The following is an 18,733-nucleotide window of genomic DNA, read 5'->3' as shown; positions in this document are numbered from 1 at the left end:
GTTTATGATTTGTAAAGAAGTAATTGGTAATGCTGAAGTATATCCCATTGATAACAAGAAACGAGATATCCTAAATTTAGAATGGTTTGAGACTACAAAACGGATTATGCGGAAGAAAACGGAAGCTAATGATGAAATAGTTATCAAATTTTTAAAAGAAGGCACACGACTTAAAGAAGGCGATATTCTTTATGAAGATGAAGAGAAAGTTGTGCTCGTAAATATCTTGCCTTGTGATGCAATACAAGTCACACCAAGGTCTATTTACGAAATGGGAACCGTTTGTTATGAAATAGGAAACAAACATTTACCCCTTTTTATTCAAGGCGATAATGTGCTTATTCCTTATGAAAAACCATTGGAGCGTTTATTACTTGCTTCTGGCTATGAGGTAAAAAAAACGCATTGCAAATTGCTAAATATGTTAAAGGCAAACGTCGAGCCTCATCAACACGGAAAATCGGGAAGTTCACTCTTTTCAAAAATTCTTGAGTTAACCACTAAAGAGTAAGTTAAAAAGTAATTACTGATGTCCGAATTTAATTTTCGGACATCAGTATATATAAAAGAAATATAAATGACAGAGAACTCAAGTGAAATAACAAAGTTAAGCTCGCTTATAGAAATACTACACATTGCAGACCCAACACTTCCTATAGGTGGGTTTTCGCACTCTAATGGTTTGGAAACTTATGTGCAACAAAATTTAGTTAAAGACGTAACTACTACGCAAGAGTTTGTAGAGAGTATGATTAGAAATAATTACACTTACAACGATGGTTTAGCGGTTAGGTTAGCTTATGAATTTACTTTAGATAATAACATAGAGGCACTACTAAAATTAGATATAGAAACGCAAGCATTAAAAGCACCTTTTGAAATACGTCATGGTAGCCAGAAATTAGGAACGCGACTTTTAAAAATTTATGGGAAGTTGCTAAATAATCCCTTTTTAAATAACATCAATAAATACATTTCAGAAAAGAAAATGGTGGGTCACTATGCGATTATTTATGGTATCGTTACTGCGCTATTAAAAATAGATAAGGAAAAAGCCATTTGCGCATTTTTATATAATGCTACAGTTGCTATGGTTACTAATGCTGTAAAATTGGTTCCGCTAGGTCAAACTGATGGTCAACAAATCATTTATGATGTACAACAGCTCATTGAAGACCAAACATTAGAAATAATGAAATTAGAAAGGGATATGTATGGTGTTTGTAATACCGCATTAGATATTAAGTGCATGCAACACGAACATCTATACTCTAGATTGTATATGTCTTAAATTAGTAAACTGCCTTTGGTCAAGTCCCGAGGCAATAGTAGGAGAAGAAACCTTATAATTTCGAGACAAGCCTAGGAGCATTTTAATCTCGATTATCGAGTAGAATCAACACATTAAAAACAAAAATGGAAGAAAGAAAATATATAAAAATAGGCGTTGCAGGACCCGTAGGGACTGGAAAAACAGCCTTAATAGAAAAGTTAACTAAAAAAATAGCCAAGGACTATAAAATTGGTGTGGTTACTAATGATATCTATACAAAAGAAGATGCAAAATATCTGGAAAAGAACTCAACGTTAGCGGCAGATAGGATTATTGGTGTAGAAACTGGTGGATGTCCTCATACTGCTATACGCGAAGACGCAAGTATGAATCTTGAAGCAGTAGATGAACTGGTAAAAAGACACAAAGACATAGAACTTATTTTTATAGAAAGTGGTGGCGATAACCTATCTGCCACATTTAGTCCAGACCTTGCAGATGTAACCATTTTTGTAATCTCTGTTGCTGGTGGCGCAGATATTCCTCGCAAAGGTGGTCCTGGTATTACACGTTCAGATTTATTAGTTATAAATAAAATGGATTTGGCACTTTATGTAAACGCCAGTTTAGACGCAATGGAAGAGGATGCTCGCAGAATGCGCAACGGACAACCTTTTGTTTTCACAAATCTTATGACAGATGAAGGTTTAGATGGTGTTATAAATTGGATAAAACGTTACGCTTTAGTAGAAGAAAATACGGAAGAACCTCAATTACTCAGATAATGGAAAGATACAGTCTTAAAACTGGGTTACGTGAGCAAACGATATTGAAAGATGTCTATTTTACATCACCATTTAATTTAGTTGAAGTAAGGGAGAATAAAAAAAACCATCTTTTAGAAATGATGCTAATGTCCTCATCACCTGGACTTTTAAATAACGATTTTTATGATATTACCATTGAAGTGATTGATGGGTCTGCCTTAAATTTACAAACCCAATCCTACCAACGTATTTATGTGTCTGAAAATGGAACACAACAAAATATGACTATTTCCGTGGGTGAGAATGCCTATTTTAGTCACGCGCCTCATCCTACTGTGCCTCACAAAGGCGCAAATTACAAAGCGAGAAACACCTTTCATATTAAAGGCAGTAGCACATTACTTTGGGGAGAAATATTAACCTGCGGACGTAAATATGTGGCAGAAGGCGAAGAATTTCAATTTAAAAAACATCATACCATTACAGAAATTTTTCAAGACGACGTGATGATTTTTAAGGACAATTTATACCTCGTTCCAGAAGAAATAAACCTGAAACAATTTGGTTTATATGAAGAATACACACATCAAGGAAGTTTATTTTTCATAGCACCAGAAAGAGATATTACAGAACGAATGGAACGTATTTCCGAAATGTTCTCAAAAGAAGAAGACATCAGTTTTGGAATATCTAAAATAATGGATAATGCGTATGCACTTAGAGTTTTAGGAAATGAAGGACAACAGCTTTTTAAACTGTTTTCTGAAATTAGAATACAAGAAGATAATTTAATTAATCAAAAGATAAACGTAAATTAATTTGATGGAAACAGAATTAAGCATCTTATTAATTACGGCCATTTCAGTCAGTGTACTGCACACCGTTTCGGGTCCAGACCATTATATTCCTTTTATAGCGATTGGAAAATCTAAAGGATGGAGATTGCCCCAAATTGTAATGTGGACAGCCATCTGTGGTTCTGCACACGTATTGGCTTCTGTTTTATTAGCTTTAGGTGGTGCAGCAATTGGATTTTCATTAAGTAAAATTGATGGTCTAAACGAAGTGAGAGGTGGTCTTGCAAGTTGGGCTATATTCATCTTTGGAGTTTTGTATTTTATATATGGTATGTATGGCGTTTATAAAGAAAAAAGACACAAACATTTTGATGTGTACGATGATGGTTCAGTGTATGTATTTGAGCACGACCATAAACAAATGACCTACGTTTCCAAACGAAGAAAAGTAACACCTTGGATTCTATTTTTAATCTTTCTTTTAGGGCCTTGCGAGGTTCTATTCCCATTACTAACCTATCCAGCAGTTGAACAATCTACGTTTAATATGTTAGTTTTGATAGGTGTTTTTTTATTGACAACAGTTTCAACTATGATAATTGTAGTATCACTCTTATACCATGGTTTTAACTTTATAAAAACCGAATGGTTGGAAAAATACGTTGTGCCTATTTCAGGACTATCCATTGCAATATGTGGTATAGGTATGGTTTTTTTAGGATGGTAAATGATAGCGTTTATATAGTACGCTTCGGAATTTTAAAAATTTAATTCATCTTAAATTTTAGTGTCAATTTCAGCATTTTTTCACTTAAAGAAAACAACCAATATAGCTGTTCCCAAATTAAATGAGCTTCCTTATGACTGCGTAAGTTTTCTGTATTTAAAATCGCTTCGTCTGTAAACGGTCTATCGAAACTTAAATGCGTTCAGATTCTTTTTTATAGCTAAAGGATTCCGATATATTTTTTTAGATTCAAAATCTATAGTTTTTAATTGAGAACAGACGGCATCTAAATTGTCTTGAATTTTTTCTGAAATCATTTTAAATTCCTTTCAAGCTTCTGTCGTTTTATGTCTTAAAATTTAAGAGAACCACAAAATTAAAAACAGAAATGGAAGAAAGAAAGTACATAAAAATAGGGGTTTTAATCACATTATGACCAAAAACTCCAAGCAACGTGCCAGCGCAGACGTTGGATTAATCTTTATTGTATATAATCTTAAAAGAATATGGAATACACTAAAAGCCAATAACAAGTTATTCCAACCATTATATAGCATCATTTTAGCCCTTATAACAATACTTATGAGTCTATTAGTACCATTTTTAAAGTCAAACATAAAAAATAAAATCCTAACACCAATTTAAAACTAATTATGTAGTTTAGTTGACCAAACAAAAATCATGGTAGAGTTATTAGACAGACTGTAGTTGTGTGTAATACAAAATAGAACTGATAAAGAAAGAAAGCAACGAAAACAGATACAAAGTCGTTAGACTTTTAAAACAATCACCCGAACAGACAAATGAAGACAAGTAGATTAGAAGCATTTAGTGATGGCGTTTTAGCAATTATTATAACCATAATGGTTTTACAACTATCAGCACCAACAGAAACAGATATATATATATATATATATATATATATTCTCTACTTGCTAAAACACCTATATTTTTAAGCTATATTTTCAGTTTTATTTATGTAGGAATTTATTGGAATAACCATCATCACTTATTTCAGATTACCCAAAAAGTGAACGGTAAAATACTTTGGGCAAATTTACACTTGCTTTTTTGGTTATCTTTATTTCCATTTACCACAGCTTGGATTGGCGAGAATTATAAGGCCAAATTACCTGTAATTGCTTACGGAGTTGTATTATTGTTTTGTGCAATAGCTTATTTTATTTTGCAATCAGTAATTATAAAATCCCACGATAATAACTTCCCATTAAGAAAAGTAGTGGGTCCAGACAGAAAAGGAAAAATATCAATTGCTTGTTATATGCTTGGCATTAGTTTTTCATTTTTAAATACGTGGTTAGGAATCGCATTTTATGTTATTGTAGCTATTATGTGGCTAATCCCAGATAAGCGAATAGAAGAAAATTTATAATCTAATATTGGAATTAAAAAAACAATGGCTATAGTTAAAACATATCAAAATGTAAACAATGAAATAGATTCTATCAGTTTTGGCATATCAAAAATGGAAGATATATACACAAAACGAAATGGAAAAGTTGACGAGCCACACAGACACAACTATTATACTGTTTTAATTGTCAATAAAGCAAAAGGACAACATAAAATTGACTTCAACTCTTATGAGTTATCAAACAAGCAAATTTACTTTGTTGCACCAGGACAAGTACATCAGGTAATAGAAAAAGAAAAATCGTTTGGTTTTGCAATGACATTTTCCAATCATTTTTTAATTGAAAATTCTATCCAATTATCATTTATAGAAAGTTTAAATCTATTTCAGAATTACGGACAAAATCCACCGCTTACACCATCTGATAAACAATTCGAGAAGATAGAACAGTTTTCAATTCAAATTTTTAACATTTTCAATAGTGAAACAAATATGAAGTTTTTGTCTATTGGAGCATATTTAAAGTTACTACTTATCGAATGCAATAATATTTGCGTCATTAATCCAATAGAATCTGACGCAGATAATACGGGCGAAAATTTAATACGAGCTTTTAAAAAAGAGGTAGAAAACAATTATAAAAAAGAACATTCTTCAACTTTTTATGCAAATCAACTTCATATTACACCAGACCATTTAAACAGAACAGTTAAATCAAAAATTGGTAAAACTGCCAAAGATTACATACAAGCAAGAATAATTACCGAAGCGAAAAGACTACTCTATTTTACAGAATTTTCTAATAAAGAAATTGGTTACGAACTAGGCTTTAATGAGCCTGCCAATTTTAGTGCATTTTTCAAAAAACACACCCAATTGTCGCCTTCAAACTTCAAAAAAGCCGAGATAACTTCTTAAATATCGGATTTTCATAAGTTTATACCTTTTTTTCATATTCTATGGTTTATTAAACTGCCATATCTTTGTACTATAATTAAAAGTAAAGAAATATTTATACCTCAAATTTTAAAAGTATCAAATAACGATTTTACAAAATCTACTTACGATACATTAATGGAACAAGTAGGATTTACCGCCGAAGGCAGCAACGCAGTTAATCATTTAACAAATAAAAACTTGAAAACTATGAATACAGTAATTCACAAAGCAGAAACAAGAGGAAAAGCAAATCACGGTTGGTTAAACTCACACCACACATTTAGTTTTGCAAATTATCACAATCCAGAAAGAATGAATTTTGGTGTACTACGTGTTTTAAATGACGACATAGTGCAAGCAGGTATGGGATTTGGAACACATCCTCACGACAATATGGAAATTATCTCAATTCCATTAGAAGGCGATTTAGAACATAAAGATAGTATCGGAAATGTGACGGTAATTAAGGAAGGCGATGTGCAAATTATGAGTGCAGGAACTGGAGTTACACATTCAGAAAAAAATAAAAATAATGATAAGGAAGTGAAATTTCTTCAAATTTGGGTATTTCCAAAAGAGAAAAATGTAACACCTCGATACGACCAAATATCTATTAGAGAAATTGCCAAAGAAAATAAATTCTATCAAGTTGTTTCACCAAATAAAGATGACCAAGGTGTTTGGATTAATCAAGATGCTTGGTTTCATATAGGAAATTTCACCAAAGGAAATTCAGATGAATACAAAATACAAAAAGAAGGAAATGGCGTATATGCCTTTATCTTGGAGGGAGAAGTTGAAATAGATGGCGAAAAACTTTCTAAAAGAGACGGTATGGGTATTTGGAATACAAAAAGCATTAATGTAAAAGCATCAGAAAATGCTCGAGTACTTTTAATGGAAGTACCAATGTCAAGATAATTTTAAACAAGCGTAAAATGGAAATCACAATAAAAGAAATAGATAACAAGGGCTTTGCAATGGCTACAGAAGATAATAAAAGAGCTGGTACAATGACCTACTCTAGAGCAGGAGAAAATCATATTATTATAGACCACACAGAAGTTAATCCTGATTTTAAAGACAAAAGTGTTGGGAAACAATTGCTTTATAAAATTGTAGAAATGGCAAGAGAAAAAAACATAAAAATCACACCATTATGTCCATTTGCAAATGCAATGTTTAAGAAATTAGCTGAAATACAAGACGTATTAAAACAATCATAAATTAACAATTAAAAATTAAAAAAATGGAAAATAACACAAATTGGTCAATAGACAACGCACATTCAGAAATTGCTTTTAAAGTAAAACACATGATGATTTCAACAGTAACAGGTCATTTTGAAGATTTTGAAGCTACTGCAAAAACAAATGGCGACAATTTCAACAATGCTGTAATCGAATTTAGTGCAAAAACAGCATCAATAAACACCAAAAACAAAGACAGAGATGCACATTTAAAATCAGATGATTTCTTCAATTCAGAAAAGTTTCCTGAAATGAAGTTTGTATCAAAATCATTTGATGGAGAACATTTAGTTGGGGATTTAACAATTAGAGATATAACCAAAGAAATTACTTTAAATGCTGATTTTAATGGTGTCGCAGTGGATCCTTACGGTCAAACTAAAGCAGGTTTTGAAATTACTGGAGAATTGAATAGAAAAGACTTCAATTTAACTTGGAGTGCAATTACAGAAGCGGGAAGCATTGTAGTTTCAGACAAAGTTAAACTAGTAGTTGATGTACAATTTATTAAACAGTCGTAAAACTAAATAAGCAATTCATAAAAATCTGAAATGGCATTATGCCAGAAAGAAGTTTGACGCTTCAAAAAAAGTGTCCGAAAAACACAAAGATTTTATAAAAGAGGCAGAACAATTAGCTGCCTCTTCTTATGTTTTGCAACCTTTTAATAATTAAAAAACGTTTATGTAGTTTGGTACACTCTTTGAAAATTACCTTGAGATAATTAATACAAAGCCAAAAAAACAAAAATTTTAAAAATTATAGAAATGAAAAAAAATATTTTAGTCATTACACTATTTGCAGCTTTAGTTTTAAATGCATGTAAGGAAGCACCAAAAAAAGAAAATTTAGAATCTACAAAAACCGAAACTGATGATAGTAGTAATGATGATATTGAAATAATGACATCAACAAGCAAAGATGGAGAAAAGTTAGATATGTCATTTAATAACACAAAAGGAACGGCAACTCTTAATTTTAAAGGAGAAATTATTGAATTGGCACAAGAAAGAGCAGCTTCAGGCATTTGGTATAAAAATGATATGTACGAATTAAGAGGTAAAGGAAACGATATCGAATTAAAAAAAGACGGGAAAGTGATTTTTAACCACGAAGACGATATTGTAAACACTGTGCTACAAGATAAAGAAGGACAAACATTGAATATGACTTTTAACAACACGAATGGTACTGTTAAAGTTTACTTAAATGGTGGCCAACAAATTGATTTAGTAGCGGAAAAAGCAGCATCTGGAATTTGGTATAAAAATGACCTATATGAATTGAGAGGAAAAGGAGAACACCTTGAATTGATCAAAGAAGGAAAAACAATATTTAAAAACTAATTCCACCAAGAACAGATTACATGACTTTAAATAAACTAAAAACAAATAACTATTGAAGTTTTCCGAAGTAATTTATATATATTATAAAACGAATCTTATGAAAAATTTAAAAGATAGAGTAATAATAATAACAGGAGGTGCAGCAGGCATTGGAGGGGCAATGACCACAGAGTTAACACAAAGAGGAGCTTGTGTTGTTGCTGTTGACCTAAACCAAGAAGCAGGTAAGCAAAAAGCAGCATCGAATCCGGAGCAAATTGTATTTTTAAAAGGAGATATTTCAAAAGAGTCGGTTGCAGTAGAAGCGGTTGCTTTAGCAATTTCCAAATTTGGAAAATTAACAAGTCTGGTTAATAATGCACACGCGTCTCGTCAAAAACCACTACTAGAATTGACCGATGAAGATTGGAATTTATCCATGAACACAGGTCTAAAAGGGACTTTAAACTTTATGAAGGCTGCCTATCCAGAATTAAAAAAAACAAAAGGGTCTATCGTAAATTTTGGTTCGGGTGCAGGATTATTAGGTCAAAAAAATCAAGGAAGTTATGCAGCAGCCAAAGAAGCGATTCGAGGTTTATCTCGTGTCGCAGCAAATGAATGGGCCATTGACGGTATTAGAGTAAACATCGTTTGTCCGCTGGCTTTTACAGAAGGTGTAAAACAATGGAAAGAAAATTTCCCAGAACAATACGAAGATATTATCAGTAAAAACCCAATGCATCGTTTTGGAGACCCACAAAAAGACGTTGCACCTATAGTAGCTTTTTTATTGAGTGAAGACAGTCAGTATATGACGGGTCAAACACTTATGGCAGATGGTGGAGATATAAAATTGAGATAGTAAATACGAAACAATCTGAATATAGCAGGTTTTTCAACTTTAAAAAAATCCCCTATATTTATATATAAATCACATTAATACAACTAAAAATGGAAGACAATAAACCAAAACTCACAAGACAAACTGGAGCACCCGTTGGAGATAACCAAAACGTACAAACTGCAGGACCAAGAGGGCCAATGTTAATGCAAGACGCTTGGTTTTTAGAGAAAATGGCAAACTTTGATCGCGAAGTCATTCCAGAAAGAAGAATGCACGCCAAAGGTTCTGGAGCTTTCGGTACATTTACTGTAACGCACGACATTTCAAAATATACTAAGGCGAAGATTTTTAGCGAAATTGGTAAAAAAACAGGAATGTTCAGCCGCTTTTCTACAGTAGCTGGAGAAAGAGGAGCTGCAGATGCCGAAAGAGATATTAGAGGTTTCGCATTAAAATTTTATACCGAAGAAGGTATTTGGGATTTAGTAGGAAATAATACACCAGTATTTTTCTTTCGCGACCCGATGAAGTTTCCAGACTTAAATCGTGCTGTAAAGCGAGATCCTAAAACCAATTTAAGAAGTGCTAATAACAACTGGGATTTTTGGACTTTACTGCCTGAATCTTTACACCAAGTTACCATAACAATGAGTGACCGTGGTTTACCAACAGGTTACAGACATATGCACGGTTTTGGAAGTCATACCTTTAGTTTTATCAATAAAGAGAATGTAAGACATTGGGTGAAGTTTCATTTTGTGACGCAACAAGGTATTAAAAACCTGTCGGACGAAGAAGCAGCTAAAATAGTTGGAATGGACAGGGAATCATCACAAAGAGACCTTTTTGATGCTATTGATAAAAAAGATTTCCCAAAATGGAAAATGTTTGTTCAAATTATGACAGAAGCGGAAGCAAAGACATACCGTTTTCATCCTTTCGATTTAACAAAAGTATGGTCTAAAAAAGATTTCCCGCTTATTCCTGTTGGAGAATTCGAATTAAATAGAAATCCAGAAAACTATTTTCAAGATGTGGAGCAAGCGGCTTTTAACCCATTGAATGTGGTTCCTGGAATTGGTTTTTCGCCAGACAAAATGCTACAAGGACGATTGTTTTCTTATGGAGATGCACAACGATATAGATTGGGCGTTAACCATTATCAAATTCCAGTGAACAAACCCACGTGCCCATATCATTCCAATCATAGAGACGGCACTATGCGTGTAGATGGCAATCACGGAGGCACATTGCATTACAATCCAAATAGTTATGGAGAATGGCAAGAACAACCAGAATTTAAAGATCAACCTTTAGAATTAAATGGAGACGCTTATGCGCACAATTTTAGAGATGATGATGAAGATTACTTCACACAACCAGGCGATTTATTCCGCATTATAAAAGCAGATGGAAAAGCTGATTTATTATTTAATAATACAGCAGCTCAAGTAGGTGGTGCAGAAAAATTCATTCAAATTCGTCATATAAGAAACTGTTTTAAAGCTGATCCAGAATATGGACAGGGTGTGGCAAAAGCATTAGGTTTATCTATGGATGAGGTAAATAACTTCGATATGTCACCTTATAATAAATGGGCACCGAAACCAGATAATAATCCAATTTCTAAATGTCCAATGCATTAATTTATTAACGTTTTCAAACAAATAAAATGTCAGAAAAAAATAAAAAAATGAAACTTGCAGAGGCACTTTTGCTACGATCAGATTTGATGAAGAAAATTGAACATATTCAGAATAGAATAAGACCTGTTCTTATAGTATCAGATGACAAAAAACCACAAGAAGATCCAGCAAAGCTCTTGGCGCAATTGAGAACCGCTATTCAAGATTTAGAAACCTTGGTTATTAGAATCAATAAAACCAATAATGAAACTCAAATCAAAGGAGAAGGTTCACTAATGGAGGCACTTGCTAAAAGAGATTCATTAAAAATGCTTTCTGAAAAATTAAGAAATATTAGGTATGCTGCTCAAGTAAATAACAGCGGTGATGCCAATCTTAAAACAACCATTGATATTAAGAAGTTGCAATCTGAAATGGATCAAATAGGAAGAGCTTTTAGAGAGATTGATAGTAAAATTCAAGAACTCAATTGGCTTACAGAGTTAAAAGATTAAGCCGAAAGGTGGAATGATTGGGGCGAGTGCCAGCCCTTTTTTGTGGTAGGTTTTCTGGGCAAATTGAAAACACTACCAACTACAAGCTACTTGGGTTGTGGCAAAAATGTATTGTTTAAGACCCATTACCGCTTACAAATTACAAGTGTATTGTGTAAAATTTACTACCAGGTACTGACCAATCATTCTTTTTATTTGAAGATATACATTAACAAATTAAAACGGAATTACATGAAATAAATTCAATATTCATAAAATTCATAGCGTTACATTTATATTGTAAACACGTTAAATTAGTAAACTCTTATAATAAGATTTTCATGACTAAAAATATATTCTATTTGGTATTTGGAACACTTTTTTTAATAAGTACGCCATTACATGCCCAAAGTTTTATAGAAGACATTTTAAAAGAACCTATTCGAAAAGCGATTACTGAAAGTGCAGATATACGCATTCAAGAAATGACCAGTAGTAATACGGGATTAGATATGGAAATCGCCATAGGAAAAAGACTACCGTCACTTTCATTTATGGGTGGCTATGGTTTTTTATACTCACAATTAAACTTGCAATTTCCAACTCAATATCTACCCATTAGCGGAACACCGTTTTTGGAAGACCCTTTAGCCTCCAGTTATCAAACTCATGTTTTAATGGGAGGGTTATCTACCCGACAAATTATTTTTGCAGGAAATCAAATTAACAGCGGCATTAAAGCATTAAAGGAAAAACAAAAAGCCGAACGTTTTTTAGCTGAAGCTGGAAAGGAAGAAATTGCAAAAGAGGTTATCCAGACTTTTGATCAATTAATGCTATTAAATGCTGTAGATAAACTCATTGAAGATTCCGAAAAACGACTCGACACAGAGCATAAAAAAGTATTAAAAGCCATTGAAAACGGTTTAGCAATTCCTTATGATCGTGATAAAATAAAATTAGCAGTTTTAGAATTAGAAGAAAAGAAGCTAGAAGCTTTAAGCAATAGAAATGTTTTACTTGCCAAACTAGCATATCTCACGCGGATACCTTCAAATGAATTAGAGGCTATTACCTACAACTTACAGGCTTTCTTATTGGATGAAGGTGCGTTAAATGTCGAGAATCGCGTAGAATTAAAAGCTTTGGAAGCGGGAAAAAAGGCTAAAGAATTTGCATATAAAAAAGAGAAGGGTACTTATTTCCCCACGATATTTGCTTTTGGAAACGCAATATATTTGAATGCTTTCGACACACGAATAAAACTTAAAGACGTTCCCATTGCAGGCGATGTAACCTTAAACACTGAAAACATAAGGCTGAAACCAGCAGCAGCAGTTGGTGTTGGAATGAAATGGGATTTATTTAAAGGCGGAGAAAATAGTAAAAGCGCAAAGAAGGCTGAAATTGAAGTTGAAATCATTGAAACCAAATTAAAAGATACGCGAGAGAAATTTGAATTGCTATTGTTTAAAAATAAATCTGATTTTAAAACAGCGGAACAAAAAGTTGAAGTGGCAAAACAACGTGTTCAAATAGCTGAAAACAATTTACAATTGGCAACCAAGCAATACAATTCTGGTCTAGTGGATTTAACTGAACGTTTAGCTTCAGAAAATGATTTTTATAAAGTAAACTTGAATTATTACAACCAAATTCTAAATCAGCGACACGCGACATTAGAACTCTTAATAGCGACAGGTGAGTTATTAGGCAAAATTTATAACGGCTATGGAAATTAAAAATGTTTTACTCTTACTTGTTTTAGTAGTTTCAGTTTCTTGTTCAGATAACAAAATGGATCCTGCTTTTATGGGGAAAATTGAAAGGGAACAAATTTCAGTAGTTACTAAAATACCAGGAACGGTGGAAGAACTATTGGTGTCAAAGGGTGATTTCGTTAAAAAAGGTGACACCTTGGCTATACTAGATATTCCAGAAGTAGATGCCAAAAAGCAGCAAGCTGAAGGTGTTTTAAAATCAGCTGAAGCGCAATATCAAATGGCAATTAAGGGCGCCACCGATGGGCAGTTAAAACAATTGCAGAACAAAGTTAACGGATTAAAGGAGCAATTTGAATTTGCCAAAAAATCCAAGGATAGACTTAATAAAATGTTACAAGACAGTCTAATACCGCAACAACAGTTTGATGAAGTTTACGCGAAATATCAAGGTGCTAAAAATCAATATGACGCGGCAAAAACAGAATTAGAGGAAGCAAAAAATGGTGGTCGGGCAGAACAGCAAAGTATGGCCCTGGGCCAGAAATTACAAGCCTCTGGAGCCGTTTTAGAAGTTGGTGCTGCTGAACGTGAAAAATATGTGATAGCACCTCAAGATATGTCCGTTGAAACAATCAATTTAAAAAATGGCGAACTTGCTTTGCCAGGATACCCTATTATAAGTGGCTATATTAATGACTCCGTATACTTTCGTTTTACCATTGCAGAAAGCAAATTAGGCGAAATTAAACGGGGAACAAAAGTTAAAATAGAAGTCCTATATAAGGATTCAGAAATTATTAATGGCGAGGTAACTCTAGTTAAAGCTTTAAGTTCTTATGCCAATATAGCAACAGCTTATCCCGACTTTGACATGCAACAAACCTTATTTGAGGTAGAAGTAAAACCTACGGATCCAGAAAAGGTGAAAGATCTAATAACAAAAGCTTCAGTTTCTTTAAAGTTTAATAAATAATATGTTTTGAAGAAATTTACACACTTAATTAAACGAGAATTCAGGCTTTTTTTTAGCAACAACGTATTACGACTGCTATTTATTGGGGCTCCTATTTTGTATGGAATATTAATTGGTGCGGTTTATGAAAAAGGTAAAATAACAGATTTGCCAATAATCGTAGTCGATCAGGATCAAAGTCTCATGAGTGAGAAATTTATTGACATGCTTGAAGAAACTGAAAGCATTCATGTTGTTGGCATTTTTCCGGATCTTACTGATGTAAAAAACAAGGCAATTGATGAAGACGCCTCCGTAATAGTGAATATTCCCAGAGGATTTACCTCTGGAATTCAACAAAATAAGTTACCCGAAATCACCATTTTTGTAGATGCTTCGAACACCTTGACTTCTAACACGGCTTTAATGGCTGTAAATGGTGTAGCAATGACCATAAAAGCTGGTATCCAAATCGAGTCTCAAAAGAAAAAGGGCGTTCCAGAATATGTGGCAACGCAAAATTACGAACCCTTTAAAACAACTATAATTAAGCAAAGCATACGCAGCGGGAATTATTTATACTTTATGTTACCCGGTGTGCTTTTAACGGTTTTCCAGCAAATTTTGCTATTGGGTTTAGCACTTACATTTGCATCAGAATATGAAAACGGAACATTTGGGGAATTAGTCAGAAAAATGCCCAACCCTCTAGGCATGCTAGCTGTAAAGATCATTCCTTATATGATTATGTCTGTTGGGATACTCCTACTGTATTGGGGCTTTTCTAAATATTACAATATGGTAATAGGTGGTGCTTTTTGGGCATTTTCTTTGAGCACCTTCGTTTTTATTCTCGCCGTATGTGGCATAGGTGTTTTGGTGAGTATTATTTTACCCAACCAATTAAAAGCTACTGAAGTGTTGATGGTAGTAGCCACGCCTAGTTTTATTCTTAGTGGATTTACTTGGCCTCTAAGCCAAATGCCAAATTGGGTACAATTTATAGCCGAATTAATTCCTTTGACGCATTATTTAAAAACGTTTCGTATACTTTATCTTAACCACGCTAGTGTTTCACATATTTATGCGCCAGTTATAGCCTTGAGTATTATTGCGGTAATTTGTTTGTCGTTGTCAGCAATCATTCTGCATTACAAAATTAAAAAGGTAAAAAATCAATCCATTGAGGACGTTAATTAGCACAAAAATTGCTCTGATAGAAGTTTTAAACAACCAATAATGTTAATTGGCTTCATAGAGTCTTTGCCATAAAATTCATTCCATTTTATTAAAAAAAACTACACTTTTCTAGTCTAGAAAAAAATATTAGAATTTGCAGCCTGTAAAGTGTTAAATGTTCGGTAAAACCACCTATTAATCCTTCCTAAATTGGCGTCTTTTAGCAACAGAAAACATCCAATTATGAATAAACACAAAATTGCAGTAATCGTAGTAAGTCTTCGTAAAGAATCCTTTAATTTAAAAACGGCTAAAGCTATGATGGCAATGGCACCGGAATCATTTTATATGGACCTATTGGATATTTCAGGGCTTCCAATGTTCAATGAAGATTTAGAAGCCAATCCACCTGAAGCTTAGATGGCCTTAAGTAAAGAAACTCAAAATGCAGATGGTCTGTTATTTTTAACGCCTGAATATAACCGCTCGGTGCCTGGTGCTTTAAAAAATGCTATTGACGTAGGCTCCCGACCTTATGGGGAAAATTCTTGGGACGGAAAACCTGCCGCAATTGTAAGTGTTTCCATTGGGGCAATAAGTGGTTTTGGGGCAAACCACCATTTAAGACTATCACTAACTTTTATTAACGTTCCTACTATGGCGCAGCCTGAAGCATATATTGGAGGTGGCGCAGATCTATTTGATGAGAATGGTAAACTAATAAATGATTCTACTAAAGATTTCTTAAAGAGCTTTATGGAGTCATTTGAAAAATGGGTTCATACTATCGCGTCGGAATAGCCTTTTACAGTTGATTTTTTTTTACAATTAAAACCACCTAACATGAAGAAATTTATCACATTAGTTGGTTTGGTCTTGTTTTCAATCAGCACCTTCGCACAAACACAATGGAAGGTAGATCCTTACCATTCCTCATTAAATTTCTATATTTCTCATTCTGGAATTAGTATTGTGAATGGAAATTTTTTGGATTATACAGGAAGTTTATCCACAGATGGAGAAGCGCTCAAAAATGCAAGTTTCAATTATACAGTTGAAATAAAAAGTATAAATACTAATGTAGCCGATAGAGATAATCACTTAAGAAGTGTCGATTTCTTTGAAGTTGAAAAGTATCCCAATATGTCTTTCAAAAGCACCAAAATGACCGCCACAGATAAGCCTAATGAATATTTATTATACGGAGCGCATACAATAAAGGATGTTACAAAAGATGTGGTTTTTAATGTGTATTATGGTGGAACAGCCAAAAGAGAAAAAGGCGAAAAATTAGGTATGAAAGCAGAAACGACTATTAATAGATTTGATTATAATATTGATCACGACCCAGCCGCTTCTGGTGTTGGAAAAGATGTAATTATAGTGGTTCACTTACAATTTGCAAAACAATAAAAACCAATAGAAAATGAAAAATCCTGCAAAAGAAGTAGTAAAAAATATGTTCGCTGCTTTTAGTAGTGGAGATGCAGATAAATTTGTAGCTACCGTTTCAGACGACACCGTTTGGATTTATCATGGAACGCAAATAATCCCAAAAAGACGCTTTGAAAAAAAAGTAGGTGTTACAGCTTTTTATACCATTATAATAGAAATAATCAACTTTGAACCACTACAGTGTATTGTTGAAGGAATTATGGTAGTTGTAATAGGTCAAGAACATCAGAAAATAAAACGATCAGGTAGAGAGTTGAAACAAAATTAGGTTCAGATATACACAGTTGAAAATGGTTTGAGTGTAAAAATGGAAAAATTTGCAACTTCCGAAGAGGCAAAATAGCAGGTATCGATTGGTGCGTTAAGCTAAAATATAAACTATTCAAGACCTAACAGGTGTTAAAAACGTGTTGAGTCTAGAGCAAAATGTTTAACTAAAGCCGGTAACTGTCATAATAACAGTTGAACGCCATTTTGGACTTTCGTCAAAATCAGTACGTATCTTATTTTGAACCATGAAGTGATTTTCTATAGGCTATTCCCCATTTGGCCAGCTCATTAATTATGGGCGAAAGCGTTACTCCATATTTAGTAATAGCATAATTTACAGTTATAGGTTTTGTATCCATCACTGTGCGACTAACTAAATGGTTCGACTCTAAATCTTGAAGTTCCTTGGAAAGCATTTTACTGCCTATCCCGTCTATTTCCCGGAGCAAATCCATGAATCCCAATTTTTCACCTTCAATAAGCGTACCTAAAATATGAAACTTCCATTTTCCAGAAAGGATACTCATGGTATCACTGATAGCTTGCATTCTTACTTGACAAACGGGGGTATTGTTGATGACTGCTTTCTTTTTCATTAGTTCATTATTTAGTAAATATCCATTCAATTACAAAATCAAATAGGGGTAGTTTCCTTTTGGAAAGTACTTTCAAAAAGGAAATACATGTCAAATATACACTTATTTTCCGTATATTTGTAACGATCAGCAAATAAACGTTTTGAAATGATTTAACTCTAAAATAATTGACGCTGACAAGGAATAATATAAATATATTAAAACATACAAGATGAACAACGAAACACTAAAAACCAATCCGCTTTTATGCGATATAGAAACCGGAATGTGTGAAACAACGGAAGAAAGTACAAATAATACAACTTCTAGTAAAGTTGAAGCCACTAAAAAATCTGTGAAGCTTATTTATTACACAGATCCCATTTGCTCGTCCTGTTGGGGTATTGAACCGCAACTGCGTAAACTGAAATTAGAATACGGCAGCGCTATTGAAATAGATTACAGAATGGGCGGCTTATTGCCAGATTGGAATTACAACAGCGGTGGCATTGGCAAACCTTCAGACGTCGCCTCACATTGGGATGAAGTGAGTATCCATTACGACATGCCTATTGATGGCGATTTATGGCTGGAAGACCCTATGGACTCATCATACCCCTCCTCGATAGCATTTAAAGCTGCGCAACTTCAGGATAACGATAAGGCTATTTTGTATATGCGTGAAATGCGTGAAATGATGTTTTTGAAAAAGAAAAATATGGCTAAATGGGAAAACTTGGCTATTGCAGCTGAAAAAGTAGATTTAGATGTAGCGCAATTAAAAATAGACTTTGATGGTAAAGCAAAAACCTTATTTGAAGACGATTTAAAATTAGGAAGAGAATTAGGAGTTAGAGGGTTTCCAACCATCTTCTTTGTAGATGATGCAGGCAATAAAGAAGTTGTTTATGGCACCAGACCTTATGCTTTTTACGAAATGGCTATTCTAAAATTAAATCCGAATGCTCTTAAAAGTGAATATAGTAAAAATTGGGATACGCTCTTTGCAATATACCCCACACTCACAGCTAAAGAATTTTCTGAACTTTCAGGAACGCCTAGAAACGAAAGTGAAGATATTTTAAATGCGCTTGTATCCAAGAATATTTTAGAGAAATTGAGCACGAAAAACGGTTCTATTTGGTCAATTAAAGAATAA

The 18,733-nt window shown here is 33.5% G+C and carries 22 protein-coding genes and 3 pseudogenes; 24 read left to right on the top strand and 1 reads right to left on the bottom strand.

The genetic code is table 11. The features are described from left to right. The first annotated feature begins 4 nt into the window (after window positions 1-4). From ureE to ES674_RS13765, 23 genes and pseudogenes are all read left to right on the top strand, one after another. The gene (gene ureE, locus ES674_RS13865; protein WP_148404981.1) at window positions 5-511 is read left to right on the top strand and encodes an urease accessory protein UreE; all 507 of its coding nucleotides are present in this window, start codon (window positions 5-7) and stop codon (window positions 509-511) included. A gap of 66 nt (window positions 512-577) precedes the next feature. Further along, a complete protein-coding gene (locus ES674_RS13860) occupies window positions 578-1,291 on the top strand; it encodes an urease accessory protein UreF (RefSeq protein WP_148404979.1) in 714 nt (237 codons plus the stop codon). Between the two features lie 125 nt (window positions 1,292-1,416). Next, the gene (ureG, locus tag ES674_RS13855) at window positions 1,417-2,058 is read left to right on the top strand and encodes an urease accessory protein UreG (RefSeq protein WP_148404977.1); all 642 of its coding nucleotides are present in this window, start codon (window positions 1,417-1,419) and stop codon (window positions 2,056-2,058) included. Continuing rightward, window positions 2,058-2,858, top strand: a complete 801-nt coding sequence (locus ES674_RS13850) for an urease accessory protein UreD (protein WP_148404975.1) — start codon at window positions 2,058-2,060, stop codon at window positions 2,856-2,858. The genes ureG and ES674_RS13850 overlap by 1 nt, the downstream gene beginning before the upstream one ends. 4 nt (window positions 2,859-2,862) lie before the next feature. Further along, on the top strand, window positions 2,863-3,564 hold the full coding sequence (locus tag ES674_RS13845; RefSeq protein ID WP_148404973.1) for a hypothetical protein: 702 nt from the start codon (window positions 2,863-2,865) through the stop codon (window positions 3,562-3,564). A gap of 417 nt (window positions 3,565-3,981) precedes the next feature. After that, a pseudogene (locus ES674_RS15820) lies at window positions 3,982-4,209 on the top strand (IS1182 family transposase); the annotation flags it as partial. A gap of 158 nt (window positions 4,210-4,367) precedes the next feature. Further along, on the top strand, window positions 4,368-4,520 hold the full coding sequence (locus tag ES674_RS15745; RefSeq protein ID WP_317132062.1) for a TMEM175 family protein: 153 nt from the start codon (window positions 4,368-4,370) through the stop codon (window positions 4,518-4,520). After that, a pseudogene (locus tag ES674_RS15740) lies at window positions 4,466-4,594 on the top strand (TMEM175 family protein); the annotation flags it as partial. The gene ES674_RS15745 and the pseudogene ES674_RS15740, both read left to right, overlap by 55 nt. After that, on the top strand, window positions 4,595-4,957 hold the full coding sequence (locus ES674_RS15735) for a TMEM175 family protein (RefSeq protein ID WP_317132061.1): 363 nt from the start codon (window positions 4,595-4,597) through the stop codon (window positions 4,955-4,957). 24 nt (window positions 4,958-4,981) lie between these two features. Beyond that, the gene (locus tag ES674_RS13830; protein ID WP_148404971.1) at window positions 4,982-5,857 is read left to right on the top strand and encodes an AraC family transcriptional regulator; all 876 of its coding nucleotides are present in this window, start codon (window positions 4,982-4,984) and stop codon (window positions 5,855-5,857) included. 228 nt (window positions 5,858-6,085) lie between these two features. Continuing rightward, window positions 6,086-6,799: a pirin family protein gene (locus tag ES674_RS13825; protein WP_148404969.1), complete on the top strand. Its 714-nt coding sequence runs from the start codon at window positions 6,086-6,088 to the stop codon at window positions 6,797-6,799. 17 nt (window positions 6,800-6,816) lie between these two features. After that, window positions 6,817-7,104 carry a GNAT family N-acetyltransferase gene (locus ES674_RS13820; protein WP_148404967.1) on the top strand — a complete coding sequence of 96 codons (288 nt, stop codon included), beginning with the start codon at window positions 6,817-6,819 and terminating at the stop codon, window positions 7,102-7,104. Between the two features lie 23 nt (window positions 7,105-7,127). Further along, window positions 7,128-7,649 (top strand): YceI family protein, encoded by a 522-nt coding sequence (locus ES674_RS13815; RefSeq protein ID WP_148404965.1) that lies wholly within the window; start codon window positions 7,128-7,130, stop codon window positions 7,647-7,649. A 246-nt stretch (window positions 7,650-7,895) separates the two neighbouring features. Continuing rightward, the gene (locus ES674_RS13810) at window positions 7,896-8,474 is read left to right on the top strand and encodes an MliC family protein (protein ID WP_148404963.1); all 579 of its coding nucleotides are present in this window, start codon (window positions 7,896-7,898) and stop codon (window positions 8,472-8,474) included. Window positions 8,475-8,571: 97 nt separating this feature from the next. After that, window positions 8,572-9,318 carry an SDR family NAD(P)-dependent oxidoreductase gene (locus ES674_RS13805; RefSeq protein WP_148404961.1) on the top strand — a complete coding sequence of 249 codons (747 nt, stop codon included), beginning with the start codon at window positions 8,572-8,574 and terminating at the stop codon, window positions 9,316-9,318. 89 nt (window positions 9,319-9,407) lie between these two features. After that, window positions 9,408-10,946, top strand: coding sequence for a catalase (locus ES674_RS13800; protein ID WP_148404959.1), 1,539 nt, complete (start codon window positions 9,408-9,410; stop codon window positions 10,944-10,946). 26 nt (window positions 10,947-10,972) lie between these two features. Then, a complete protein-coding gene (locus ES674_RS13795) occupies window positions 10,973-11,440 on the top strand; it encodes a DIP1984 family protein (protein ID WP_148404957.1) in 468 nt (155 codons plus the stop codon). Window positions 11,441-11,760: 320 nt separating this feature from the next. Next, window positions 11,761-13,161, top strand: a complete 1,401-nt coding sequence (locus tag ES674_RS13790; protein WP_148404955.1) for a TolC family protein — start codon at window positions 11,761-11,763, stop codon at window positions 13,159-13,161. Continuing rightward, window positions 13,151-14,116, top strand: a complete 966-nt coding sequence (locus ES674_RS13785) for an HlyD family secretion protein (protein WP_148404953.1) — start codon at window positions 13,151-13,153, stop codon at window positions 14,114-14,116. The genes ES674_RS13790 and ES674_RS13785 overlap by 11 nt, the downstream gene beginning before the upstream one ends. A gap of 6 nt (window positions 14,117-14,122) precedes the next feature. Then, a complete protein-coding gene (locus ES674_RS13780; protein ID WP_148404951.1) occupies window positions 14,123-15,295 on the top strand; it encodes an ABC transporter permease in 1,173 nt (390 codons plus the stop codon). Window positions 15,296-15,517: 222 nt separating this feature from the next. Continuing rightward, window positions 15,518-16,075 (top strand): annotated as a pseudogene (locus ES674_RS13775) (NADPH-dependent FMN reductase). A gap of 42 nt (window positions 16,076-16,117) precedes the next feature. Next, window positions 16,118-16,687 carry a YceI family protein gene (locus tag ES674_RS13770; protein ID WP_148404949.1) on the top strand — a complete coding sequence of 190 codons (570 nt, stop codon included), beginning with the start codon at window positions 16,118-16,120 and terminating at the stop codon, window positions 16,685-16,687. A 13-nt stretch (window positions 16,688-16,700) separates the two neighbouring features. Beyond that, the gene (locus ES674_RS13765; RefSeq protein ID WP_148404947.1) at window positions 16,701-16,997 is read left to right on the top strand and encodes a nuclear transport factor 2 family protein; all 297 of its coding nucleotides are present in this window, start codon (window positions 16,701-16,703) and stop codon (window positions 16,995-16,997) included. A 235-nt stretch (window positions 16,998-17,232) separates the two neighbouring features. Here ES674_RS13765 and ES674_RS13760 read toward each other — a convergent pair whose 3' ends face one another. Then, window positions 17,233-17,595: a winged helix-turn-helix transcriptional regulator gene (locus tag ES674_RS13760; protein ID WP_148404945.1), complete on the bottom strand. Its 363-nt coding sequence runs from the start codon at window positions 17,593-17,595 to the stop codon at window positions 17,233-17,235. Window positions 17,596-17,806: 211 nt separating this feature from the next. Between ES674_RS13760 and ES674_RS13755 the strand changes: the two genes are divergently transcribed. After that, complete coding sequence (locus tag ES674_RS13755; protein WP_148404943.1) at window positions 17,807-18,733, top strand: DsbA family protein; 927 nt, start codon at window positions 17,807-17,809, stop codon at window positions 18,731-18,733.

It is taken from the genome of Bizionia myxarmorum (genome assembly GCF_008086205.1).
Classification (GTDB): domain Bacteria; phylum Bacteroidota; class Bacteroidia; order Flavobacteriales; family Flavobacteriaceae; genus Algorimicrobium; species Algorimicrobium myxarmorum.
This window is presented reverse-complemented; position numbering and strand designations above follow the sequence as displayed.

Excerpts from the sequence above, each read along its gene's own strand:
- ES674_RS13765 (WP_148404947.1), top strand. The coding sequence starts at position 16,701 with ATGAAAAATCCTGCAAAAGAAGTAGTAAAAAATATGTTCGCTGCTTTT.
- ES674_RS13850 (WP_148404975.1), top strand. The coding sequence starts at position 2,058 with ATGGAAAGATACAGTCTTAAAACTGGGTTACGTGAGCAAACGATATTG.
- ES674_RS13805 (WP_148404961.1), top strand. The coding sequence starts at position 8,572 with ATGAAAAATTTAAAAGATAGAGTAATAATAATAACAGGAGGTGCAGCA.
- ES674_RS13820 (WP_148404967.1), top strand. The coding sequence starts at position 6,817 with ATGGAAATCACAATAAAAGAAATAGATAACAAGGGCTTTGCAATGGCT.
- ES674_RS13760 (WP_148404945.1), bottom strand. The coding sequence starts at position 17,595 with ATGAAAAAGAAAGCAGTCATCAACAATACCCCCGTTTGTCAAGTAAGA.
- ureE (WP_148404981.1), top strand. The coding sequence starts at position 5 with ATGATTTGTAAAGAAGTAATTGGTAATGCTGAAGTATATCCCATTGAT.
- ES674_RS15745 (WP_317132062.1), top strand. The coding sequence starts at position 4,368 with ATGAAGACAAGTAGATTAGAAGCATTTAGTGATGGCGTTTTAGCAATT.
- ES674_RS13795 (WP_148404957.1), top strand. The coding sequence starts at position 10,973 with ATGTCAGAAAAAAATAAAAAAATGAAACTTGCAGAGGCACTTTTGCTA.
- ES674_RS13800 (WP_148404959.1), top strand. The coding sequence starts at position 9,408 with ATGGAAGACAATAAACCAAAACTCACAAGACAAACTGGAGCACCCGTT.
- ES674_RS13815 (WP_148404965.1), top strand. The coding sequence starts at position 7,128 with ATGGAAAATAACACAAATTGGTCAATAGACAACGCACATTCAGAAATT.
- ES674_RS13830 (WP_148404971.1), top strand. The coding sequence starts at position 4,982 with ATGGCTATAGTTAAAACATATCAAAATGTAAACAATGAAATAGATTCT.
- ureG (WP_148404977.1), top strand. The coding sequence starts at position 1,417 with ATGGAAGAAAGAAAATATATAAAAATAGGCGTTGCAGGACCCGTAGGG.
- ES674_RS13770 (WP_148404949.1), top strand. The coding sequence starts at position 16,118 with ATGAAGAAATTTATCACATTAGTTGGTTTGGTCTTGTTTTCAATCAGC.
- ES674_RS13860 (WP_148404979.1), top strand. The coding sequence starts at position 578 with ATGACAGAGAACTCAAGTGAAATAACAAAGTTAAGCTCGCTTATAGAA.
- ES674_RS13825 (WP_148404969.1), top strand. The coding sequence starts at position 6,086 with ATGAATACAGTAATTCACAAAGCAGAAACAAGAGGAAAAGCAAATCAC.
- ES674_RS13790 (WP_148404955.1), top strand. The coding sequence starts at position 11,761 with ATGACTAAAAATATATTCTATTTGGTATTTGGAACACTTTTTTTAATA.
- ES674_RS13810 (WP_148404963.1), top strand. The coding sequence starts at position 7,896 with ATGAAAAAAAATATTTTAGTCATTACACTATTTGCAGCTTTAGTTTTA.
- ES674_RS13755 (WP_148404943.1), top strand. The coding sequence starts at position 17,807 with ATGAACAACGAAACACTAAAAACCAATCCGCTTTTATGCGATATAGAA.
- ES674_RS13785 (WP_148404953.1), top strand. The coding sequence starts at position 13,151 with ATGGAAATTAAAAATGTTTTACTCTTACTTGTTTTAGTAGTTTCAGTT.
- ES674_RS13845 (WP_148404973.1), top strand. The coding sequence starts at position 2,863 with ATGGAAACAGAATTAAGCATCTTATTAATTACGGCCATTTCAGTCAGT.